The organism is Kitasatospora xanthocidica, assembly GCF_014656195.1.
GTDB lineage: Bacteria > Actinomycetota > Actinomycetes > Streptomycetales > Streptomycetaceae > Kitasatospora > Kitasatospora xanthocidica.
This window is the reverse complement of the sequence record NZ_BNBY01000008.1, coordinates 241579-259278: the sequence shown is the minus strand read 5'-3', so window position 1 is coordinate 259278 and position 17700 is coordinate 241579. Positions and strand designations below refer to the sequence as shown.

The following is a 17700-nucleotide window of genomic DNA, read 5'->3' as shown; positions in this document are numbered from 1 at the left end:
GTTCTCGGGGTTCACAGTGTTCACGGGGTGCGCGGGGCTCACGACGCGACCTCCCGCAGCCGGCGGGCCGCGTCCTCGGGGGTGACGTCGTTGACGAAGGCGTCCATGCCGGATTCCACGCCGGCCAGGTACTTGAGCTTGTCGGCGGCGCGCCGGATGGTGAACAGCTCCAGGTGCAGGGCGAGTTCGTCGCGCTGCCCGGTGGGCGCCTGGTGCCAGGCGGAGATGTACGGGGTGCGGCCGGTGCCGAAGAGGCGGTCGAAGCGGCGGAGCAACTCCAGGTAGAGGAGCGGGAATTCGGCGCGCTGCGACTCGTCCAGGGCGGTCAGGTCGGGCACCCTGCGGTTCGGGTACAGGTGCACCTCGTAGGGCCAGCGGGCGGCGAAGGGCACGAAGGCCGTCCAGTGCTCGCCGGTCAGCACGACGCGCTCGCCGTGGGCGCGTTCGGCGGCGAGGAGGTCCTCGAAGAGGTTGCCGCCGGTGGCGGCGCGGTGCCGGGCCGCGCGGGCGGCGATCCGGGCGGTGCGGGGGGTGGTGAACGGGAAGGCGTAGATCTGGCCGTGCGGGTGGGCGAGGGTGACGCCGATCTCGGCGCCCCGGTTCTCGAAGCAGTAGACCTGTTCGATCCCCGGCAGGGCGGAGAGTTCGGCGGTGCGGTCGGTCCAGGCGTCCAGGACCAGCCGGGCCCGCTCGGGGGTGAGGTCGGCGAAGGAGGCGTCGTGGTCGGCGGTGAAGCAGACCACTTCGCAGCGGCCGGCGCCGGGGCCCGCGGTCCACAGGCCGTCGGCCTCCCCGGCGGGGTCGGCGGGCGGGCCGGCGAGCGAGGGGAAGCGGTTCTCGAAGACGGCCACCTGGTAGTCCTCGGCCGGGATCTCGCTGAGCCGGCCGTCCCGGGACGGGCAGAGCGGGCACTCCTCGGCGGGCGGCTGGTAGGTGCGGGCCTGGCGGTGCGCGGCGATGGTGACCCAGTCGCCGGTGGCCGGGTCGAGCCGGACCTGGGAGCCGGGGGCCTGCGGATCCAGCGGGCGTTCGTCGACGGCGTTCCGGGGGGCGGCGGCCCCGCGGTCGTAGTAGATCAGCTGCCGGCCGTCCGCGAGTCCGGTCACGGTCCTGGTCGTGGGCTGGGTCAGGGTCGTCCCGGGCATGGCCTTCTTCCTCCGAGTGGAGCCATTGGAATCAACAGAAAGCTACAATCTCAAACATTATCCACCAATGCCATGCCTCAGACGTAGGGGAAGGAGGCCTCCCGATGGCTGACAGCGCCCAACCGCTCGCCGGGCAGCGCCGTGTGCTGATCCTGGAGCAGGTCCGTGCGCGCGGCGGGGTCCGGGTCACCGAGCTGGTCCGGGAGCTCGGGGTGTCCGACATGACGGTCCGCCGCGACCTGGACGCGCTGGCCCGCCGCGGCCTGGTGCACAAGGTGCACGGCGGCGCGGTGCGGATCGAGGCGCCGGCCACCGGCGAGCCCGGGTTCGAGACCAAGGCGCACTGGGAGCTGCCCGCCAAGGAGGCGATCGCCCGCGCGGCCGCCGCACTGGTACCGCCCGGCTCGGCCGTCGCGCTGGCCGGCGGGACGACCACCTTCGCGGTCGCCCGGCACCTGCGCGCGGTCGAGGGCCTCACCGTGGTCACCAACTCGCTGCGGATCGCCGACCTCCTCGAACAGCCCGACGAGGACGGCGGCCCCGCCACCGCGACGGTGATCCGCACCGGCGGCGTCCGCACACCCTCGGACGCGCTGGTCGGGCCGGTGGCCGACCAGGCGATCCGCTCGCTGCACGTCAACCTGCTGGTCCTGGGCTGCCACGGCCTCTCCCCCGAGGCCGGGCTGACCACCCCCAACCTGGCCGAGGCGGAGACCAACCGGGCCTTTCTGCACTCGGCCCGCCGGGTGGTCGTGGTGGCCGACCACACCAAGTGGAACGCCGTCGGCCTGGCCTCCTTCGCCGCTCTGGACCAGCTGGACGTCCTCGTCACCGACGACGCCCTGCCCGCCGAACAGCGGGCCGCGGCCGCCCGCCTGGTCGGCGAGCTGATCGTCGCACCGGGCGCCGACTGACCGACGACCCGACTGGCCGACAGCCCGCGGCCCGCTTCCGGCTACCCGCTGCTCCCCCGCACCACCAGCTCGGTGGGCAGCTCCAGCCCCGCCGCCGGCTCCGCCTCACCGCGCAGCCGGCCCAGCAGCCGACCGACCAGCGCGGCGGCGATCGCCCGCAGCGGCAGCCGGACGGAGGTCAGCCCGGGGTGCAGGTGGCGGCAGAGCGGCGTGTCGTGGAAGCCGGTGACGGCCACCCCGCCGGGCCCGACCGCCAGCCCCTCCGCCCGGACCGCCTCGTACACGTCCAGCGCCAGCAGGTCGCTGCCCGCGGCGACGGCGGTCGGCCGGTCGGGCCCGCGCAGCAGCGCCCGGACCGCGGCGACCGCCGAAGGGGCGGTCGCCTCCGCCCCGGGCAGCGCCACCGCGGTGAGCCCCAGCCGGTGGGCCTCGGCGAGGAAGCCCGCCCGCCGCGCCGCCATCCAGGGCAGCTCCTCGGCGGCGCCGAGGTAGCCGATCCGGCGGTGGCCCTGGGCCGCGAGGTGCCGCACCACCTCGGCCATCGCCGCGTCGTTGGCGATGTCCACCCAGTGCTGCGGCTCCCCCGGGCCGGTGCGCCCGAAGCTGACGAAGGGGACGCCGAGCCGGGCGACGTGCGCGATCCGGGCGTCCTCGGCCAGTACGTCGGCCAGCACCAGCCCGTCCACCTGGCGGGCCGCCACCAGTTCGTCGATCGCGGCCGTCGGGTCCGCCGTCGGCGGGGCGGGCCGGAACAGCAGGACCCGTCGGCCTTCGGCGCCCGCCGCGTCGACCAGGGCCTCCAGGAAGCCGGCCATCAGCGGGTTGGGGTCGAGCGGGTCGTCCACCGGGGCGAGGTAGCCGAGGGTGCGCCGGGCGCCGCTGCGCAGCGAGCGGGCGGACTGGTCGGGCTGGTAGCCGAGTTCGCGGATCGCGGTGGTGACGCGTTCCAGGGTCTCCGGCCGGACCCGGTGCGGGGCGTTGAGCGCGTTGGAGACGGTCTGCCGGGAGACCCCGGCCGCCCGGGCGACCTCCTCGATCGTGCTGGCGCCGCGGCGCGGTCGCGGCGGTCCCTCGGGCATCCGGTCTCCTCCAGGCCTGGTCAGGGGCGGCGCAGGGTGAGCAGTCCGCCGCGCGGTACCGGGATCGGGTCCGCGGCGGCCAGCTCGACCTCGCCCTGCCGGACGATACGCCCCCGGGCGTCCCGCACCGTCACCGCGGCCCGCCCGCTGCCGCCGGTGAGCCGCACGTCCGGGTCGGCGTCGGCGTTGGCGACCAGCAGGGTGCGCCAGTCCTCGCCGGCGGCGTCCACGGGAAGGGCGGCGTAGCGTGCCACCGCGACGGTGTCGGCGCCGCGCGCGGTGACCATCGGGTAGCCGAGGTCCGGGCGGGCCGGCAGCAGTTCGCCGAGCTGGAGGGTCTCGGTGTGTTCGCGGAAGACGCCGAGCCAGAAGGCGAGCGCCTCGCGCTGCCCGTCGCTCTGCGCGGCGAGGTCGACGGAGACCTGCGGGACCGAGAACAGCACGTTGATCAGGTGGCAGGCGATCTGCTCCGGCGGCTCGGCCGGGTGCCACATCAGCATGTCGGCGTGGACCGGGACGGGCCCGGCGGCGAGCCGCACGTCGACGGTCCGCTGCCGGTTCTCCTGCGGGCTGAGCGGGCAGTCGGTGGCGCGGATCATGGTGGCGTACGGCCACAGGCCGGGGCTCACGTACGGCTGGCGGTGCTCGATCATCGCCTCCGGGTTCGCGGCGGTGATCCGGTCGCGGATGGCGGCGAGCAGCCGTCGCACGCCCTCGTCGACGCTGTCGCAGTCCGCCCCGGGGCCGGCCGCCGGGGCGTCGCCGCCCTGGGCGGCGCGGGCGAACCAGTCGACGAAGTCGACCTTGAGTCCGTCCATGCCCCACTCCTCGACGGCGCGGGCGAGCCGGTCGGTGAGGAAGGCCCGGACCTCGGGGTGGCGCGGGTCCGCGACGACCGCGCCCATCCGGGGGACCTCGGCGAGCGCGTACCGGCCGATCCGCTGGTAGGCGGCGCTGTCCTTGCCGATGAACGGCAGTGCGTACCAGAGCAGGTAGCGGACGCCGAGCTCGTGGACGCGCCGGACGTGGGCGGCGGTGTCGGGCAGGGAGACCGGCTCCCAGTCGCCGCAGTGGGCGTAGCCGCGGGTGCGGTCGGCGGTCATCCAGCCGTCGTCCACGATGATCACGTCCAGGCCGAGTTCCTTGCCGAGCGCGGCCTGGGTCTCGACGCCCTTCGGCGAGACGTCCTGGTGCATCGAGTACCAGGTGGAGTAGGCGGGTTGGCGGGCGGCGTCGGGGATGTCGGCCGCGTGGTCGGCGCCCCACCAGGCGGCGAGGTCGGCCAGGCAGCGGGCGTAGTGCCGGCGCGAGGTGTCGATCCGCACGGTCAGCCGGTCGGCGGCCTGGGCCCAGAACCGGAACTCGCCGGTCTCCTCGACCACGCCGGCCCCGGTCAGGACGTCCGGGCGCCCGGCGGCGAAGGCGCAGAGCGCCACGTCGCCGGTGCCGACCAGCGCGGCGATCGGCGCGCCGTCGGCGAGGCCGGTCCGGCGCGGGGCGCTCCAGGCGGCGGGCAGCCGGCCGGTGCCGCGCGGCTCGGGCGTCCAGAACGCGGTGGCGTCGACGCAGGGCACCCGCCACTCGATCCGGACGTCGCCGCTGCCCTCGGCGGTCACCTCCACCACCCCGTCGGCGGTCTCCCGGGCGGTGGCGGCGCCGCTCACCCGCAGGTCCAGCCCTGGGGCGTGGAGCGGGCGCAGGCCTCCGGCGACGGCGGGGGCGTGCGGCTCCCAGACCTCGGCCGTGCTCGGCGTCGTGCTCGCCTCGGTGCTTTCGGCCGTGCTCGGGGTCGCGCCCTCGGCCGTGCTCTCGGTCACGCTCTCGGTCATGCTCAGCCTTTCGTGGCGCCGGCCAGCAGGCCGGAGATGAACTGCCGCTGGAGGACCAGGAAGAGGACCATCATCGGCAGGGTGGACAGCGCGGTGCCGGAGAGGATGGCGCCGTAGTCGGTGTTGGCCTTGTTGCCGTGCAGGGTCGCCAGCGCGACCGGCAGGGTGTGCATCTCGGGGCTGCGCAGGGCGATCAGCGGCCAGACGAACTGGTTCCAGGAGCCCAGGAAGAGGAAGATCGACAGGGCGGCCAGCACCGGCCGCATGACCGGCACCACCACGCTGAACAGCACCCGGAGTTCGCCCGCGCCGTCGACCCGGGCGGCGTCCAGGAGTTCGTCCGGCAGACTGCTCAGCGACTGCCGCATCAGGAAGATGGCGAAGGGCACGCAGAGCCCGGGCAGGATCAGCGCCTGGTAGGTGTCGAGCAGGCCGAGGTTCATCATCATCTTGAACAGCGGCACCAGCATGACCTGTTCGGGCACCACCAGGGTGGAGAGCAGCAGCGCGAACAGCAGGGTGCGGCCGCGGAAGCGGAACTTGGCGAAGGCGTAGCCCGCGAGCAGCGCCACGACCAGGGCGCCCAGCGTCTGGACGCCCGCCACCAGCAGGGAGTTGCCGACCACCCTGAGCAGGCCGATCTTCTGCTCCAGGTGGCTCAGGTTCTCGCCGAGGCTCCCGCCGGGCAGCAGCTTGGGCGGCCAGTCGAAGACCTCGGTGTCCTTGCGGGTGGAGGAGACCACCAGCCAGTAGAAGGGGGCGATCGACAGCCCGGTGACGCCGGCCAGGAGGAAGGTCAGCGGCCAGCCGCGCAGCTTCGTCGGATTCATGTGTCGCGCTCTCCCATCAGGCGCATCTGGGCCGCGCCGAGCACCGACACGAGCAGGGTGAGCGCGTAGGCGATGGCGGAGGCGTAGCCGAAGTCGAAGAACCGGAAGCCGTTCTGGTACAGGTACATGGAGACGGTCAGGGTGGCGTTGTCGGGCCCGCCGCCGGTCAGCACGTACGGCTCGTCGAAGAGCTGGAGCGTGCCGATGGTGGACAGCACGATCGTGAAGAGCAGCACCGGGCGCAGGCCGGGGACGGTGATCGCGGTGAACCGGCGGACCGGACCGGCGCCGTCGACCATCGCGGCCTCGTACAACTCCCGTGGGATGGACTGGAGTCCGGCGAGGTAGATGACGGCGTTGTAGCCGGTGTAGTGCCAGGTGAGCACCAGGACGACGGCCATCCGGGCCCAGAAGGGCTGGCCGAGCCAGTCGACGGCGGGCAGGCCGACGGCGTTCAGCAGCCAGTTGACCGCGCCGTCGTCGGCCTTGAGCAGGTAGGCGAACATCACGCCGGTGGCGACCAGGCCGGTGACCGAGGGCATGAAGACGCCGAGCCGCCAGACCGTACGCCAGCGCACCAGCGCCGAGTTGATGCCGACGGCCGTCAGCAGGGCCAGGCCGAGCATCAGCGGCACCTGGAGGACCAGGATCTCGCCCGTGTTGCGCAGGGCCGTCCAGAACAGCGGATCGTCCAGCAGGCGGCGGTAGTTGGCGAGTCCGGCGGCGTGGCTGGCGGAGCCGGAGCCGGTGGTGAAGGACAGCAGCAGCGAGTCGACGACCGGGTAGGCCTTGAACACGCCGAAGGTCAGCAGGGCGGGGGCGAGCAGCAGGTAGGGCACGGCGGTGCGGCGCCGGCGGGCGTTGCGGTGGGCCCGCGCGGCGTCCTTGGCGAGGGTGACGGACGGGACGGCGGCGGTCATGCGATCGTGCGTCCGGTCTGCTGGGCGAGCTGCTTGGCGGCGTCCTGGAGGACGGCCGCCGGGTCGGCGCCCTTGAGCAGGACCTTGGTCTGGGCGTCGCTGACGAGCTTGAGGGCGCGCGCGTAGTCGCCGGAGTAGTTGGTGGGATCGCCGCCGTCGGTGGCGAGGTCGGCGAAGGTCTTGAGCACCGGCTGGCCGCCGTAGAAGGCGCTCGGGGCGGAGTACAGCGGGTCGGCGTAGGCCGCGGTGAGGGCGGGGAAGACGCCGCCGGCGTTGAACATGGAGTTGACCGCGGCGGTGCGGGTGAGCGCGTACTCGACGAACTTCCAGGCGGCCCGGCGGCGCGGGCTGGAGGCGGCGACGGCCAGGTGGGTGGAGTTGACCAGCGCGGTGCGCTTGCCGCCGGGGGTGACCGCCGGCGGCTTGGTGAGGCGCCAGTCGCCGCTCTGGTCGGTGAACTTCTTCTCCAGGTAGTGCGCGACCCAGGCGGGCATGGCGGCCACCGCGAGCTTGCCGGCCTTCATCACGGGCGGCCAGCTCTGGACGCCGGGGGTGTCGGCGATCATCCCGGCCTCCTCCAGCCGCTTGATGATCGTCAGGGCGCGCACGGCCGCCTCCGAACCGACGGTGATCCTCCCCTGGAGGTCGAAGTAGAAGGCCCCCTGGAGCTGCATCAGGCCCTGGAGGAAGTCCAGGTCGGGGCTGGGGTTGGCGGCCTTGTTGAGGCCGACCATGGCGATGCCGGGGTTGGCGGCCTTGAAGCGGTCGGCGACGGCGATCAGGTCGTCCCAGGTGGCGAGGGACTCGGGGTCGACGCCCGCCTTGTCGAAGTAGTCCTTGCGGTAGAAGAAGCCGAGCGGGTTGACCTCCCAGGGCAGCGCGTAGGCGTGGCCGTCCTTGCCGGTGACGACCGGCCACAGGCCCTTGGCGAACGCGTCCTTGTGGGCGTCGGCGCCGAACTCGGAGAGGTTGGCGAGGCCGCCGGGGAACTTCTCCAGGTAGCCGGGCAGGTAGTCGCAGCCGATGTGCAGCACGTCGCCGAGGCCCTGGCCGCCGGCCGCCATGCCGACGGTGATCTTGTCCCAGATGGCGGGTTCGCCGATGTCCTGGACGTCGACCTTGATCCCGGGGTTGTCCTTCTCGAAGGCCGGGACGACGCCGCGCAGGGCCTCGGCGGCGGTGGCCCAGGACCAGACGGTGACGGTGCCGCTCTCGGCGTCGCCGCCGGCACCGCCCGAACCGGAGCCGCCGCCGCAGGCCGCGAGGGCGCCGCCGGCGGTGAGGGCCAGCAAGCCCGCTCCGGAGGTGCGGAGCAGATCGCGTCGGGAAAGGTGTGACATTGCATTCCTCTCGGTGGGGCGGCGCTGGAGGGTGGAGGCTGAAGGGGGTGGGGGATGGGTGCCCGTCCGGGTGTTTTGAACGTTCAAATACACAAAACAAACCAGAACCGAACAGGTTCCAACGAGCGGGACACAGCAAACGCCCGCCCTCCCCGTGCCGTCAAGACCCGAGCGGGGGAAGGACGGGCTCCGCAACCGTTCCGTTATCAGCCGTGCGGGACGTCCGGTGCGCCGTCGGGTGCGCCGTCCGGCGGGCCGAACACGGTTCCCGGGGTGACCGGGATCCCGCGGGCCATCGCCTCGAAGTCCAGGATCGGATGGGTCAGGATCTCCTCGACCTCGTCGGTCAGCAGGTTGCCCAGGATGAACTCCTCCTCCGCGCCCGAGCCGAAGGTGACGACCTGTCCGCTCGACTGGATCATCCAGTTCAGCAGCTCCCGCTCGCCGCTCTCCGCGAGGTGGATCTCCCGGTCCGGGTGGTCGCGCCGGATCCCGGCCACCACCTCGCGGACGGCCTCCACCTCCACCCCGAGCCGGCGGACCGTCTCCGGCGACGCCCGGCGGCCCCACCACTGGAAGATCACCCACTGGGCCACCGAGGGGTGGGACAGCACCTCCTCGGCGAGCTCCGGCAGTTGACGCAGGTTCGCGGCGCTCGCCACGGTGTGCACCCGCACCCGGTCGAAGCCCTCGGCGTCGCACAGGGCGAGGGACTCCAGCAGGGCGTCCAGCAGCCGGTGGTCCGGGCTGCGGCGGAAGGCCCGCTGCACGTCCCGGGTGACGGCGTCCAGCGGCAGCCGCAGCGAGGACAGCCCGCGCAGACGGGCGAGCTTCGCCGCGGTGAGCGTGTAACCGGTGGTGTCCAGGCCCACCTTGAGCCCGGCGGCGACGGCCCGGTCGACCACGTCGAAGACCGGCGGCCACAGCAGCGGGTCCCCACCGGCCAGCACCAGGTCGCTGGTCCCGTGCGCGGCCAGCTTCCCGACGATCAGCTCGGCCTGGGCGAGGTCGATCTGCTCCGCGGCGAACGGGTTGTAGCAGCCCTGGCAGGACATCGGACAGCGGTTGTTGATCGACCAGTTGACCCGTCTGACCCGACGGCCGGTCCGCGGCCGGTCGGCCCGGCCCCGGATCCCGGCCACCAGCCGGGCCAGCCGCCCGGCCTGCGGGAGGGTGGCACCGGCCAGCAGCTCCCCGGCCCGCTCGACGGCCGCCGCGGTGGCGTTGTTCTGGAGTAGGAGGAACGCCAGGCGCCAGCGCATGGTCTCGTCCGACGGGTCCAGGCGCAGCGCCCGTTCGACCCGCGCCGTCAGATCGCCGAGGTAGCCGGGGTTGAAGTTGGCGGGCTCCAGGCGCCGTTGGAAGCGGTCGGCGATCGACCCGCGTTCCAGGGCCCGGTCGTAGCCGGCCCGCAGCGGGTGCGGGGGCAGGATCTCCACGTGCTGCCGGGTGGACATGCGGCGCTCTCCAGTCGGTGGGTTCGGGGAGGTGCCGGTCAGTTCGGGACGGCGGACAGCGATACGGCGGACAGTGCGGCGGAGGGCCGTGAGCGTGCGGGCTGCCGTACGGAGGGCAGCATGACGATCATCGAATCCGCGGACACCAGGCCCATGGCCTCGACGAACACCGCGTCCCGCACGAGCTGCGCGATGGCCGGGTGGGTCGGGGTGTCCAGGTATCGGGCGGTGGAGTCGAGCGGGGTCAGACCGTGTCCGGCGATCACCTCGCGCAGGGCGCGCGGGAGGTCGTCCAGGCCGTCCCGCACCTCCGTCAGGCCGAAGCGGTCGGCCAGCCGCCGCGCGTGCCTCCGGGCCTTGGCCAGGTTGGTCGGCGGGTCCAGTGCGGTGGCCTTCGCCAGGTAGTACGGCACCGGCTGCAGCGCCCAGGCCAGGGCCGCGAGCGGGCCGCCGTCCTCGCGGCCGGGGGGATCGAAGGCCGCCGGCCCGAGTCCGAGGCCGTCGCAGAACCACTCGGGCCGCATGCTCCTCCGGTAGTGGGCGTGCCCGGCGGACCGGAACGCCGGGAGCACGGCGATGGTGGACGTCGTCTCGATCCGGAAGGCGTCGGATATCCGCTGCATCACCCGGCCGACCACCGCGCGGGCCTCCGGCACGTCGGCCCGGTCGGCCACCACGTGGACCAGGTCGAGGTTGGAGACGATCTCGCCGCCGGGCCCGGTGCGGTGATCGCCCCTGGCCAGCGAGCCGGTCGCCGCCACCGACATGCCGGTCACGTCCGTGAACTCGTGGGCCAGCACCTGGAACAGCAGGGGCAGCTCTTCGGGTTTCACCTGGCTCCTCGGGTGTCGGCTGGTGCGGGCCCGCCCCAGCCGATCCCGCCCGGCGGGAGGGTGTTCACGCCCTCGTCCAAATCTGCTGGAATCCCGGTGAGTTGGGATTCAGGCGCGCAGCCTAACAGCGATCGCCCACGAAGTGGTCGCGTTCGCACCGACTTCCCGACGTCTTCTGGCGCCTTCCTGCCACCTCCTGACGCTCCGTCGGATGACGAACCCCGCGATTCGTCCGATATCGCGTCGGAAGATCCTCGGGAGATCCGTCCGGACGGGTCAGGAGTACGGGAACACCGGGGCCAGCACCTCGGCCAGCCGAGCCTTGACCGCTTCGCCGTGGGCGAGCGGGGCGCGGTGGCCGTCGCGCCGCGCAGAGACGCCGAGGTCCGCGGCGAGGTACAGGGCGCGGAGGGTGCGTACGGTGTTGGAGGCCCAGGCCGGCATCGGCCCTCGCTCGTGCGGGGCGAGCGCGGATCCGATCGGCGACAGCCATCCAATCGACTGCTCCGCCGTCAGGTCGCCCCGAGTGAGGACGAGACCGACGGCCTTGGCGAGCCGGTCGTCCTCCCGCTCGGCGAACAGGTAGTCGGTCGGGGCCAGCAGCCGCTCGGCGGCGAGCGCGAGCAGCGCTTCGGCATCGACCTCGGGCCGCAGGCCACACGTCCCCAGCAGGTCCGCGCCGTGCGCCACGGCGTGCAGCCAGCCGAGCGCGGCGTCGTGGCCCCGCAGGTCGGTCTCCGAGCGGTACCAGGCGGCGAAGGCCTCGACCCAGCCGGGCCGGAGGTCGCCCCCGCGCACGATCATCTCCAGGACGAGCGCGGCGAAGGTCCTGGCCTCGGTCCGCGGATCGGTGAACCGATCGGCCATCAGGTCGCCGAGCGCCAGGCGCCGGTCGCGGTCGATCACCCCGCGCTCGATCCAGGTCGCCAGCACCGCGTACGGGTAGCCGTCCCTGATCTCCGGGTCCGGGTCCCCCAGGGCCCGCGCCAGCTCCGCGACCAGGTCGTCCAGCCGGCGCCCCGGGGGAAGGGCGCAGTCGCTCTCGTAGATCTCCAGCCAGTCCGTCACGGGCGGGACCCTACCGACGGCGCCACGCCCGTTCACCCGCTTTTCCCCGCTTCCGGGCGGGGCGCAGCAACCACCTGGGCGGTGCGCCGCGTGGAGGAGCGGATGGTCGAACTGTTCACCGTCCGCCCACGACAGTGGCAGCGGGACGGTGACGTCGGCCGGGCCGGCAGCTGGCTACAATGCGGCGAGCCCTGGCATGATCACCGATGAGGGAGTACGGAATGAGCACCGACGAGACCTTGGTGACGGCCGTCCAGTTCGGGTCCACCGAATCGGCCGCACTGAACATACGTCAGGACATACCGCACAGCGCCCGGATGTACGACTACTTCCTCGGCGGCAAGGACAACTTCGCGGTCGACCGGGAGGCCGCCGAACGCGTCCTGACCGTGTTCCCCACCATGCGCACCGCCGTCCACGCCAACCGCACCTTCATGCACCGCGCCACCCGGGCCCTGGCCCGACGCGGCCTGCGCCAGTGGCTGGACATCGGCACCGGCATCCCCACCTCTCCGAACCTCCACGAGGTCGCCCAGGCCGTGGAACCGCGGGCCCGCGTGGTCTACGCCGACAACGACCCCGTCGTCCTGGCCCACTCCCGCGCGCTGATGACCAGCACCCCCCAGGGCCGCACCGCCTACGTCCACGGCGACGTCCACGACCCGGCCGCGATCCTGGCCACCCCCCAGGTCGCGCAGACCCTCGACCTGACGCAGCCCGTGGTCCTCTCGATGGTGGCCCTGCTCCACTTCGTCCCCGACCTCGACGCCGCCCACGCCATCGTCAAGCACCTCCTGGCTCCCCTGCCGGCCGGCTCCGCGCTGGTCCTCTCCCACGCCACCGCCGAACTCGACCCGTCCGGCGCCTCCAGGGTGGAGGAGATCTACAACCAGGCCGGCACCTCCCTCCGGCTGCGCCCCAAGGCCGAGTTCGCCACCTTCTTCGACGGCCTCGATCTCCTCGGCCCCGGTATCGTCCCCGCCCACCGCTGGAGCCACGACGACACCGAAACCCCCACCGACGGGCTGCTCCCCGCCGGCGTCACCGACGCACAGGTCTCCTTCTACGCGGGCGTCGCCATCAAGCCGTGAAGCCGTGAGGCGCTGAAGCGCTGAAGCGCTGAAGCGCTGAGCCGCTTCAGCGTCCGACCTCGCGCAGCCGGAAGTCCTCGACCGTCTCCCGCCGGATCAGCAGCCGGGCCCGGCCGTCGCGCACCGCCACCACCGCCGGACGGCCGACCAGGTTGTACCCGGAGGCCATCGACAGCTGGTACGCGCCGGCCGCCGGGACCGCCAGCAGGTCCCCCGGCCGGACGTCGGCGGGCAGCACGGCGTCGCGCACCAGCACGTCGCCGGCCTCGCAGTGCCGTCCGACCACGTCCGCGCGGACCGCGCCCGCCTCCGAGCGGCGGCCCACCAGCCGTACCGTGTACGGGGATCCGTACAGCGCCGGACGCGGGTTGTCGCTCATGCCGCCGTCCACCGCGACGAAGCAGCGGCCGTCGGCGGTGTGCTTGACCGACAGCACCCGGTACACCGCCACCGCGGCCGGCCCGGCGATCGCGCGGCCCGGTTCCACCAGCAGCCGCGGCACCTCCAGTCCGGCCTCCGCGCAGCGCACCGCCACCCGGTCGGTCACCCGGACGGCGAACTCGGCCGGGTCCAACTCCGCGTCCCCGGGCAGGTAGCGGATGCCGTGGCCGCCGCCGAGGTCCAGCTCGGGCAGTTCCACGCCGTGCCGCTCGCGCACCTCGGCCAGCAGCCGCACCAACGCGTCCACCGCCCGCAGGTACGGCTCCACCTCGGTGATCTGCGAGCCCAGGTGGCAGTGCAGACCGGCGAGTTCCAGACCGGGCTGGTCGAGCACCCGGGCGATCGCGTCGGCCGCGTCCCCGCCCTCGATCGGGAAGCCGAACTTCTGACCGCCGACCCCGGTCCGCACCGCCGCGTGGTGCCCGGCCGCGATCCCCGGGACGACCCGCACCAGCACCCGCTGCGGGGTGTCGGCGGCCACCAGCGCGGCCAGCCGGGCGATCTCGGCCGGGCCGTCGATGACGATCCGGCCGACCCTCAGCCGCCGGGCGAGCCGCAGGTCCTCCGGGGACTTGGCGTTGCCGTGCAGCAGGATCCGCCGCGCCGGGAAGCCCGCCGAGACCGCCAGCCACAGCTCGCCCGAGGAGCACACGTCCAGGCCCAGGCCCTCCTGCTCCACCCAGTCGGCCATCGCACTGCACAGGAAGGCCTTGGCCGCGTACAGCACCTCGGCGTGCGGCAGCGCCCGCCGGTACGCCCGGGCCCTGGCCCGCACCTCGCCCTCGTCCAGCACGTACAGCGGGGTGCCGAACCGCTCGGCGGCCTCGGCCAGTCCGACCCCGCCGACCAGCAGGTCGGCTCCCCGGCCGGGCCGCGCCGAAGCCGGCCAGGGGCCGCCGAGCGCGTCGGCGGGGGCGTCGGCGGGGGCGTCGGCGGGCGTGGCCGTCGGGGAGGTGACGGGTGGGGCGGTGAGCTGGGTCATGGGGATGCTCCTGTCGGGTGGGTTCGGGTGGCGGCCGGTCAGTCCTCGTAGTGCATCGCGAAGCGGCAGTTCGCCGGGCGGGTGCGGGCGCGGTCGGCCTCGGCGGCCGGGGCCGGTTCCGGCGGCTCGGGCCGGTCCCGGCGCCCGGTGGCCGGCACCAGGCGGACGGTGCGCGCCGGCGGCCGGTCGACGTCGATGACGAGGGTGGCGGTGGTCATGGCGGGGTCCCTTCGAGTGGTGGGCCGTACGGCCGGGCGGCTCGCGTCTTGCGGCCGCACAGCTGGCGTCGTACGCCCGGCCCCCTCCAGTGGAGACCCTCCGCACACCCACCGCACCCGCCCTTGACGCAGGACCTACGCCCCCGCCGCCGACCTTGACGCCCCCCTGACGGCGGCCCGGGCGCGGTGTCAGGGAGGTGTCAAGGACGGCCGTTCCGCCGCCAAGCCCGTGTCAAGAACGGCATGGCGCGCGGGACACCGGTGGTGGGCTGTCCGCCGTCCCCCGTCGCTCCCCGAACCGCCGCCCCGTCCGACCGGGCGGCCCGGAAGGTCCCCCGAGACGATGCGCCGTTCGGCCCTCACCACCCCGGACACCACCAGCCCTGCCGCCACCAGCCGGCAGCAGAACCTGTTCCGCCGCCCGGCCCCGGCCCCGGCCCCCGCACCCGGGCAGCCGCCGCACCACCCCGGCCACCGGCCCACCGGCCCGACGGGGCGCCGCCGGCTCGTCACCCGCCGACAGCTCGCCGAGGCTCTGCCCGCCGCCGTCCGCAAGCTCCACCCGCGGGTCATGGCGCGCAATCCGGTGATGCTGGTGGTCGAGACCGGCTCGGCGCTCACCACCCTCACCGCGGTCGTCCATCCGAGTGTCTTCGCCTGGGTGATCTCCTTCTGGCTCTGGCTGACCGTGCTGTTCGCCAACCTGGCCGAGGCCGTCGCCGAGGCCCGCGGCAAGGCCCAGGCCGACTCGCTGCGCCGCGCCCAGGCCGGCACCACCGCCCGGCGGCTGCCGCACTGGCGGGTCGGTACCCGCGACCACCGCCACGAGACCGTCCCCGCAGCGCAGTTGCTGCTGCACGACATCGTGCTGGTGCCGGCGGGCGAGGTCGTCCCCCAGGACGGCGAGGTGGTCGAAGGCGTCGCCTCCGTCGACGAGTCCGCCATCACCGGGGAGTCCGCGCCCGTCATCCGCGAGTCCGGCGGCGACCGCACCGCCGTCACCGGCGGCACCAGGGTGCTCTCCGACCACCTGGTCGTCCGCGTCACCTCCCGCCCCGGCCAGAGCTTCATCGACCGGATGATCACCCTGGTCGAGGGCGCCGACCGGCAGAAGACCCCGAACGAGGTCGCGCTCAACATCCTGCTCGCCTCGCTCACCATCGTCTTCCTGCTGTCCGTGGTCTCCCTCCAGCCGATGGCCATCTACGCCGGCGCGCCCCAGACCACCGTCGTGCTGGTCGCGTTGATGGTCGCGCTCATCCCGACCACGATCGGCGCGCTGCTCTCCGCGATCGGCATCGCCGGCATGGACCGCCTGGTCCAGCGCAACGTGATCGCCCTCTCCGGCCGCGCCGTGGAGGCCGCCGGGGACGTCGACGTGCTGCTGCTCGACAAGACCGGCACCATCACCCACGGCAACCGTCGGGCCGTCGCCCTGCACCCGCTGCCCGGCGCCACCACCGAACAGCTCGCCGAGGCCGCCCAGTTGGCCTCCGTCGCGGACGGGACGCCGGAGGGCCGCTCACTCGTCGAACTGACGAACCGTCAGTACTGGGTGCCGCCGCGCTCCCCCGGCGAGCTCGGCGAGCAGCGGCCCGTCCCGTTCACCGCGCACAGCCGGATGAGCGGCGTCGACCTGCACTGGCCCGACGGCACCGGCTGTCTGATCCGCAAGGGCGCCGCGAGCGCCGTCGCCCGCTGGGTGGCCGAATCCGGCGGACGGCTGCCCGCCGAGGCCGAACCGCTGGTCGACCGGATCGCCGCGGCCGGCGGCACCCCGCTGCTGGTCGCCGTCCACGACCGCCACGGCGCCCGCGCGCTCGGCGTGGTCGAACTCAAGGACGTGGTGAAGGAGGGCATCGCCGAACGCTTCGCCGAGCTGCGCCGGATGGGCATCCGCACGGTCATGGTCACCGGCGACAACCCGCTCACCGCCAAGGCCATCGCCGAGGAGGCCGGCGTGGACGACTTCCTCGCCGAGGCCACCCCCGAGGACAAGCTCGCCCACCTGCGGCGCGAGCAGGCCGCCGGGAACATGGTCGCGATGACCGGCGACGGCACCAACGACGCACCCGCCCTCGCCCAGGCCGACGTCGGCGTCGCCATGAACTCCGGCACCCCCGCCGCCAAGGAGGCCGGCAACATGGTCGACCTCGACTCCAACCCGGCCAAGCTCATCGACATCGTCCGGGTCGGCAAGCAACTCCTCATCACCCGGGGAGCGTTGACCACCTTCTCGATCACCAACGACGTCGCCAAGTTCTTCGCGATCATCCCCGCGATGTTCGCGGGCGCCTACCCCGGACTGCACCACCTCAACATCATGGAACTGCACAGCCCCACCTCGGCGATCGCCTCCGCGATCATCTTCAACGCCCTGATCATCATCGCGCTGATCCCGCTCGCCCTGCGCGGCGTCCGCTACCAGCCCGCCTCCGCCACCGACCTGCTCCGCCGCAACCTGCGGGTCTACGGACTGGGCGGGCTGATCCTGCCCTTCCTCGGCATCAAGGCCATCGACCTGCTGATCCAGTTCGTCCCGGGGCTCGGCTGAGGCCACCCGGCCGGCCCACCCGTCAGGAGGCCGTCAAGATGGGTGCGACCCGCGTCATGGTGGTGTCAGCGCCGGTACGGAGCAGGTCGTTCCGGGGTTCACTGGAGTCATCCGAAGCGAGGAGTACCGAACCGGAGAACCCCACCGGGCCACCCCGACGGACCAACCCGCGGGCCACCCCACCGGAGCCGATCCGGAGAGACGGAGGCGAACGGCCATGACCGGGACCACCCGAGTGATCGTCGGCCTGAGCGGATCACTGAGCAGTCTGGCCGCCCTCTACCACGCCGTCGGCGAGGCGGCCCGGCACCAGGCGGTGCTGGTGCCCGTGGCCGCCTGGACCGCCGGCGAGCGCGACGGACTGCGCCCGCGCTCCGAACTGGAGCACGCCGCCCGACGCCGGCTCGACATCGCCTTCGAGCAGGCCTACGGCGGCTACCCGTCCGGCCTGGTCATCCACCCGCTGGTGGTCGACGCCGACCCCGGACCCGCCCTCGTCGGCGCCGTCAGCGGCCCCGACGACCTGCTCGTCCTCGGCGCCGCCACCCGCCGCCGCTTCGACCGGCTGCGCCACGGCTCCGTCGCCCGCCACTGCCGCCACCGGGCCGGCTGCCGCGTGGTCGAGGTCTCGCCCTCCGCGCTGCTCACCCGCCTCGAACTCCCGGCCCGCACCGGCGCCCCGCTGCCGCTCCTGGCCCGCTGACGCCCGCCCGGCCGCCCGGCCACCCGTCCGCCCGGCCTCGGGGCGCCTCCGGTGCGGCCGGGCTCCGCTCCTTCGACATCGCCGTCGAGCCCGTCGAGCTCGGTGGGCCCGGGCTGGCCTGGCCCGAGGCCCGCAGCAGAGCTCCCCGCCCCACCGAAGCATCCACCCTTACGATCAACCCGCCGACGACACAAGGACCATGACGGTACGTCAACGCGAGTCCGGCGCTTCACCACCAGGCCCGCCCGAGCGTGCCCCGCGCCGCCCACCGCCGTTGTACGGGAGGTGAATCGCCG

15 protein-coding genes are annotated in these 17700 nt (G+C 73.8%); 4 read left to right on the top strand and 11 right to left on the bottom strand.

What is annotated here, in order from left to right:
- Positions 1–38: 38 nt before the first annotated feature.
- Positions 39–1145: a galactose-1-phosphate uridylyltransferase gene (gene galT / locus IE332_RS17405; RefSeq protein ID WP_189917073.1), complete on the bottom strand. Its 1107-nt coding sequence runs from the start codon at positions 1143–1145 to the stop codon at positions 39–41.
- Between the two features lie 104 nt (positions 1146–1249).
- Here galT and IE332_RS17400 point away from each other — a divergent pair, with 104 nt between their 5' ends.
- A complete protein-coding gene (locus IE332_RS17400) occupies positions 1250–2059 on the top strand; it encodes a DeoR/GlpR family DNA-binding transcription regulator (protein ID WP_189917071.1) in 810 nt (269 codons plus the stop codon).
- Positions 2060–2100: 41 nt separating this feature from the next.
- Here IE332_RS17400 and IE332_RS17395 read toward each other — a convergent pair whose 3' ends face one another.
- The 8 genes from IE332_RS17395 to IE332_RS17360 form a co-directional block, all read right to left on the bottom strand.
- On the bottom strand, positions 2101–3138 hold the full coding sequence (locus IE332_RS17395) for a LacI family DNA-binding transcriptional regulator (RefSeq protein ID WP_189917069.1): 1038 nt from the start codon (positions 3136–3138) through the stop codon (positions 2101–2103).
- A 20-nt stretch (positions 3139–3158) separates the two neighbouring features.
- Positions 3159–4967, bottom strand: coding sequence for a glycoside hydrolase family 36 protein (locus tag IE332_RS17390; RefSeq protein ID WP_189917067.1), 1809 nt, complete (start codon positions 4965–4967; stop codon positions 3159–3161).
- A gap of 2 nt (positions 4968–4969) precedes the next feature.
- A complete protein-coding gene (locus IE332_RS17385; protein ID WP_189917065.1) occupies positions 4970–5797 on the bottom strand; it encodes a carbohydrate ABC transporter permease in 828 nt (275 codons plus the stop codon).
- Positions 5794–6717, bottom strand: coding sequence for a carbohydrate ABC transporter permease (locus tag IE332_RS17380; RefSeq protein WP_189917063.1), 924 nt, complete (start codon positions 6715–6717; stop codon positions 5794–5796). Before IE332_RS17380 ends, IE332_RS17385 begins: the two co-directional genes overlap by 4 nt.
- Positions 6714–8057: an extracellular solute-binding protein gene (locus IE332_RS17375; protein WP_189917061.1), complete on the bottom strand. Its 1344-nt coding sequence runs from the start codon at positions 8055–8057 to the stop codon at positions 6714–6716. Before IE332_RS17375 ends, IE332_RS17380 begins: the two co-directional genes overlap by 4 nt.
- 206 nt (positions 8058–8263) lie before the next feature.
- Complete coding sequence (locus IE332_RS17370; protein ID WP_189917053.1) at positions 8264–9514, bottom strand: radical SAM protein; 1251 nt, start codon at positions 9512–9514, stop codon at positions 8264–8266.
- A 38-nt stretch (positions 9515–9552) separates the two neighbouring features.
- Positions 9553–10347 carry a hypothetical protein gene (locus tag IE332_RS17365; protein ID WP_189917051.1) on the bottom strand — a complete coding sequence of 265 codons (795 nt, stop codon included), beginning with the start codon at positions 10345–10347 and terminating at the stop codon, positions 9553–9555.
- Between the two features lie 276 nt (positions 10348–10623).
- Entirely contained in the window at positions 10624–11415 is a 792-nt protein-coding gene (locus IE332_RS17360; protein WP_189917049.1) for a DUF2785 domain-containing protein, read from the bottom strand.
- 221 nt (positions 11416–11636) lie between these two features.
- Here IE332_RS17360 and IE332_RS17355 point away from each other — a divergent pair, with 221 nt between their 5' ends.
- Entirely contained in the window at positions 11637–12506 is an 870-nt protein-coding gene (locus IE332_RS17355) for an SAM-dependent methyltransferase (RefSeq protein WP_189917047.1), read from the top strand.
- Positions 12507–12552: 46 nt separating this feature from the next.
- Here the strand turns inward: IE332_RS17355 and lysA are convergent, their stop codons facing one another.
- Both lysA and IE332_RS17345 read right to left on the bottom strand, forming a co-directional pair.
- Positions 12553–13929, bottom strand: a complete 1377-nt coding sequence (gene lysA / locus IE332_RS17350; protein ID WP_189917045.1) for a diaminopimelate decarboxylase — start codon at positions 13927–13929, stop codon at positions 12553–12555.
- 38 nt (positions 13930–13967) lie between these two features.
- A complete protein-coding gene (locus tag IE332_RS17345; protein WP_189917043.1) occupies positions 13968–14147 on the bottom strand; it encodes a hypothetical protein in 180 nt (59 codons plus the stop codon).
- Between the two features lie 343 nt (positions 14148–14490).
- On the opposite strand from IE332_RS17345, the gene kdpB reads away from it, so the two are divergent.
- Positions 14491–16701 carry a potassium-transporting ATPase subunit KdpB gene (gene kdpB / locus IE332_RS17340; RefSeq protein ID WP_189917041.1) on the top strand — a complete coding sequence of 737 codons (2211 nt, stop codon included), beginning with the start codon at positions 14491–14493 and terminating at the stop codon, positions 16699–16701.
- Between the two features lie 217 nt (positions 16702–16918).
- Positions 16919–17404, top strand: a complete 486-nt coding sequence (locus IE332_RS17335) for a universal stress protein (RefSeq protein ID WP_189917039.1) — start codon at positions 16919–16921, stop codon at positions 17402–17404.
- The last annotated feature ends 296 nt before the right edge of the window (positions 17405–17700 follow it).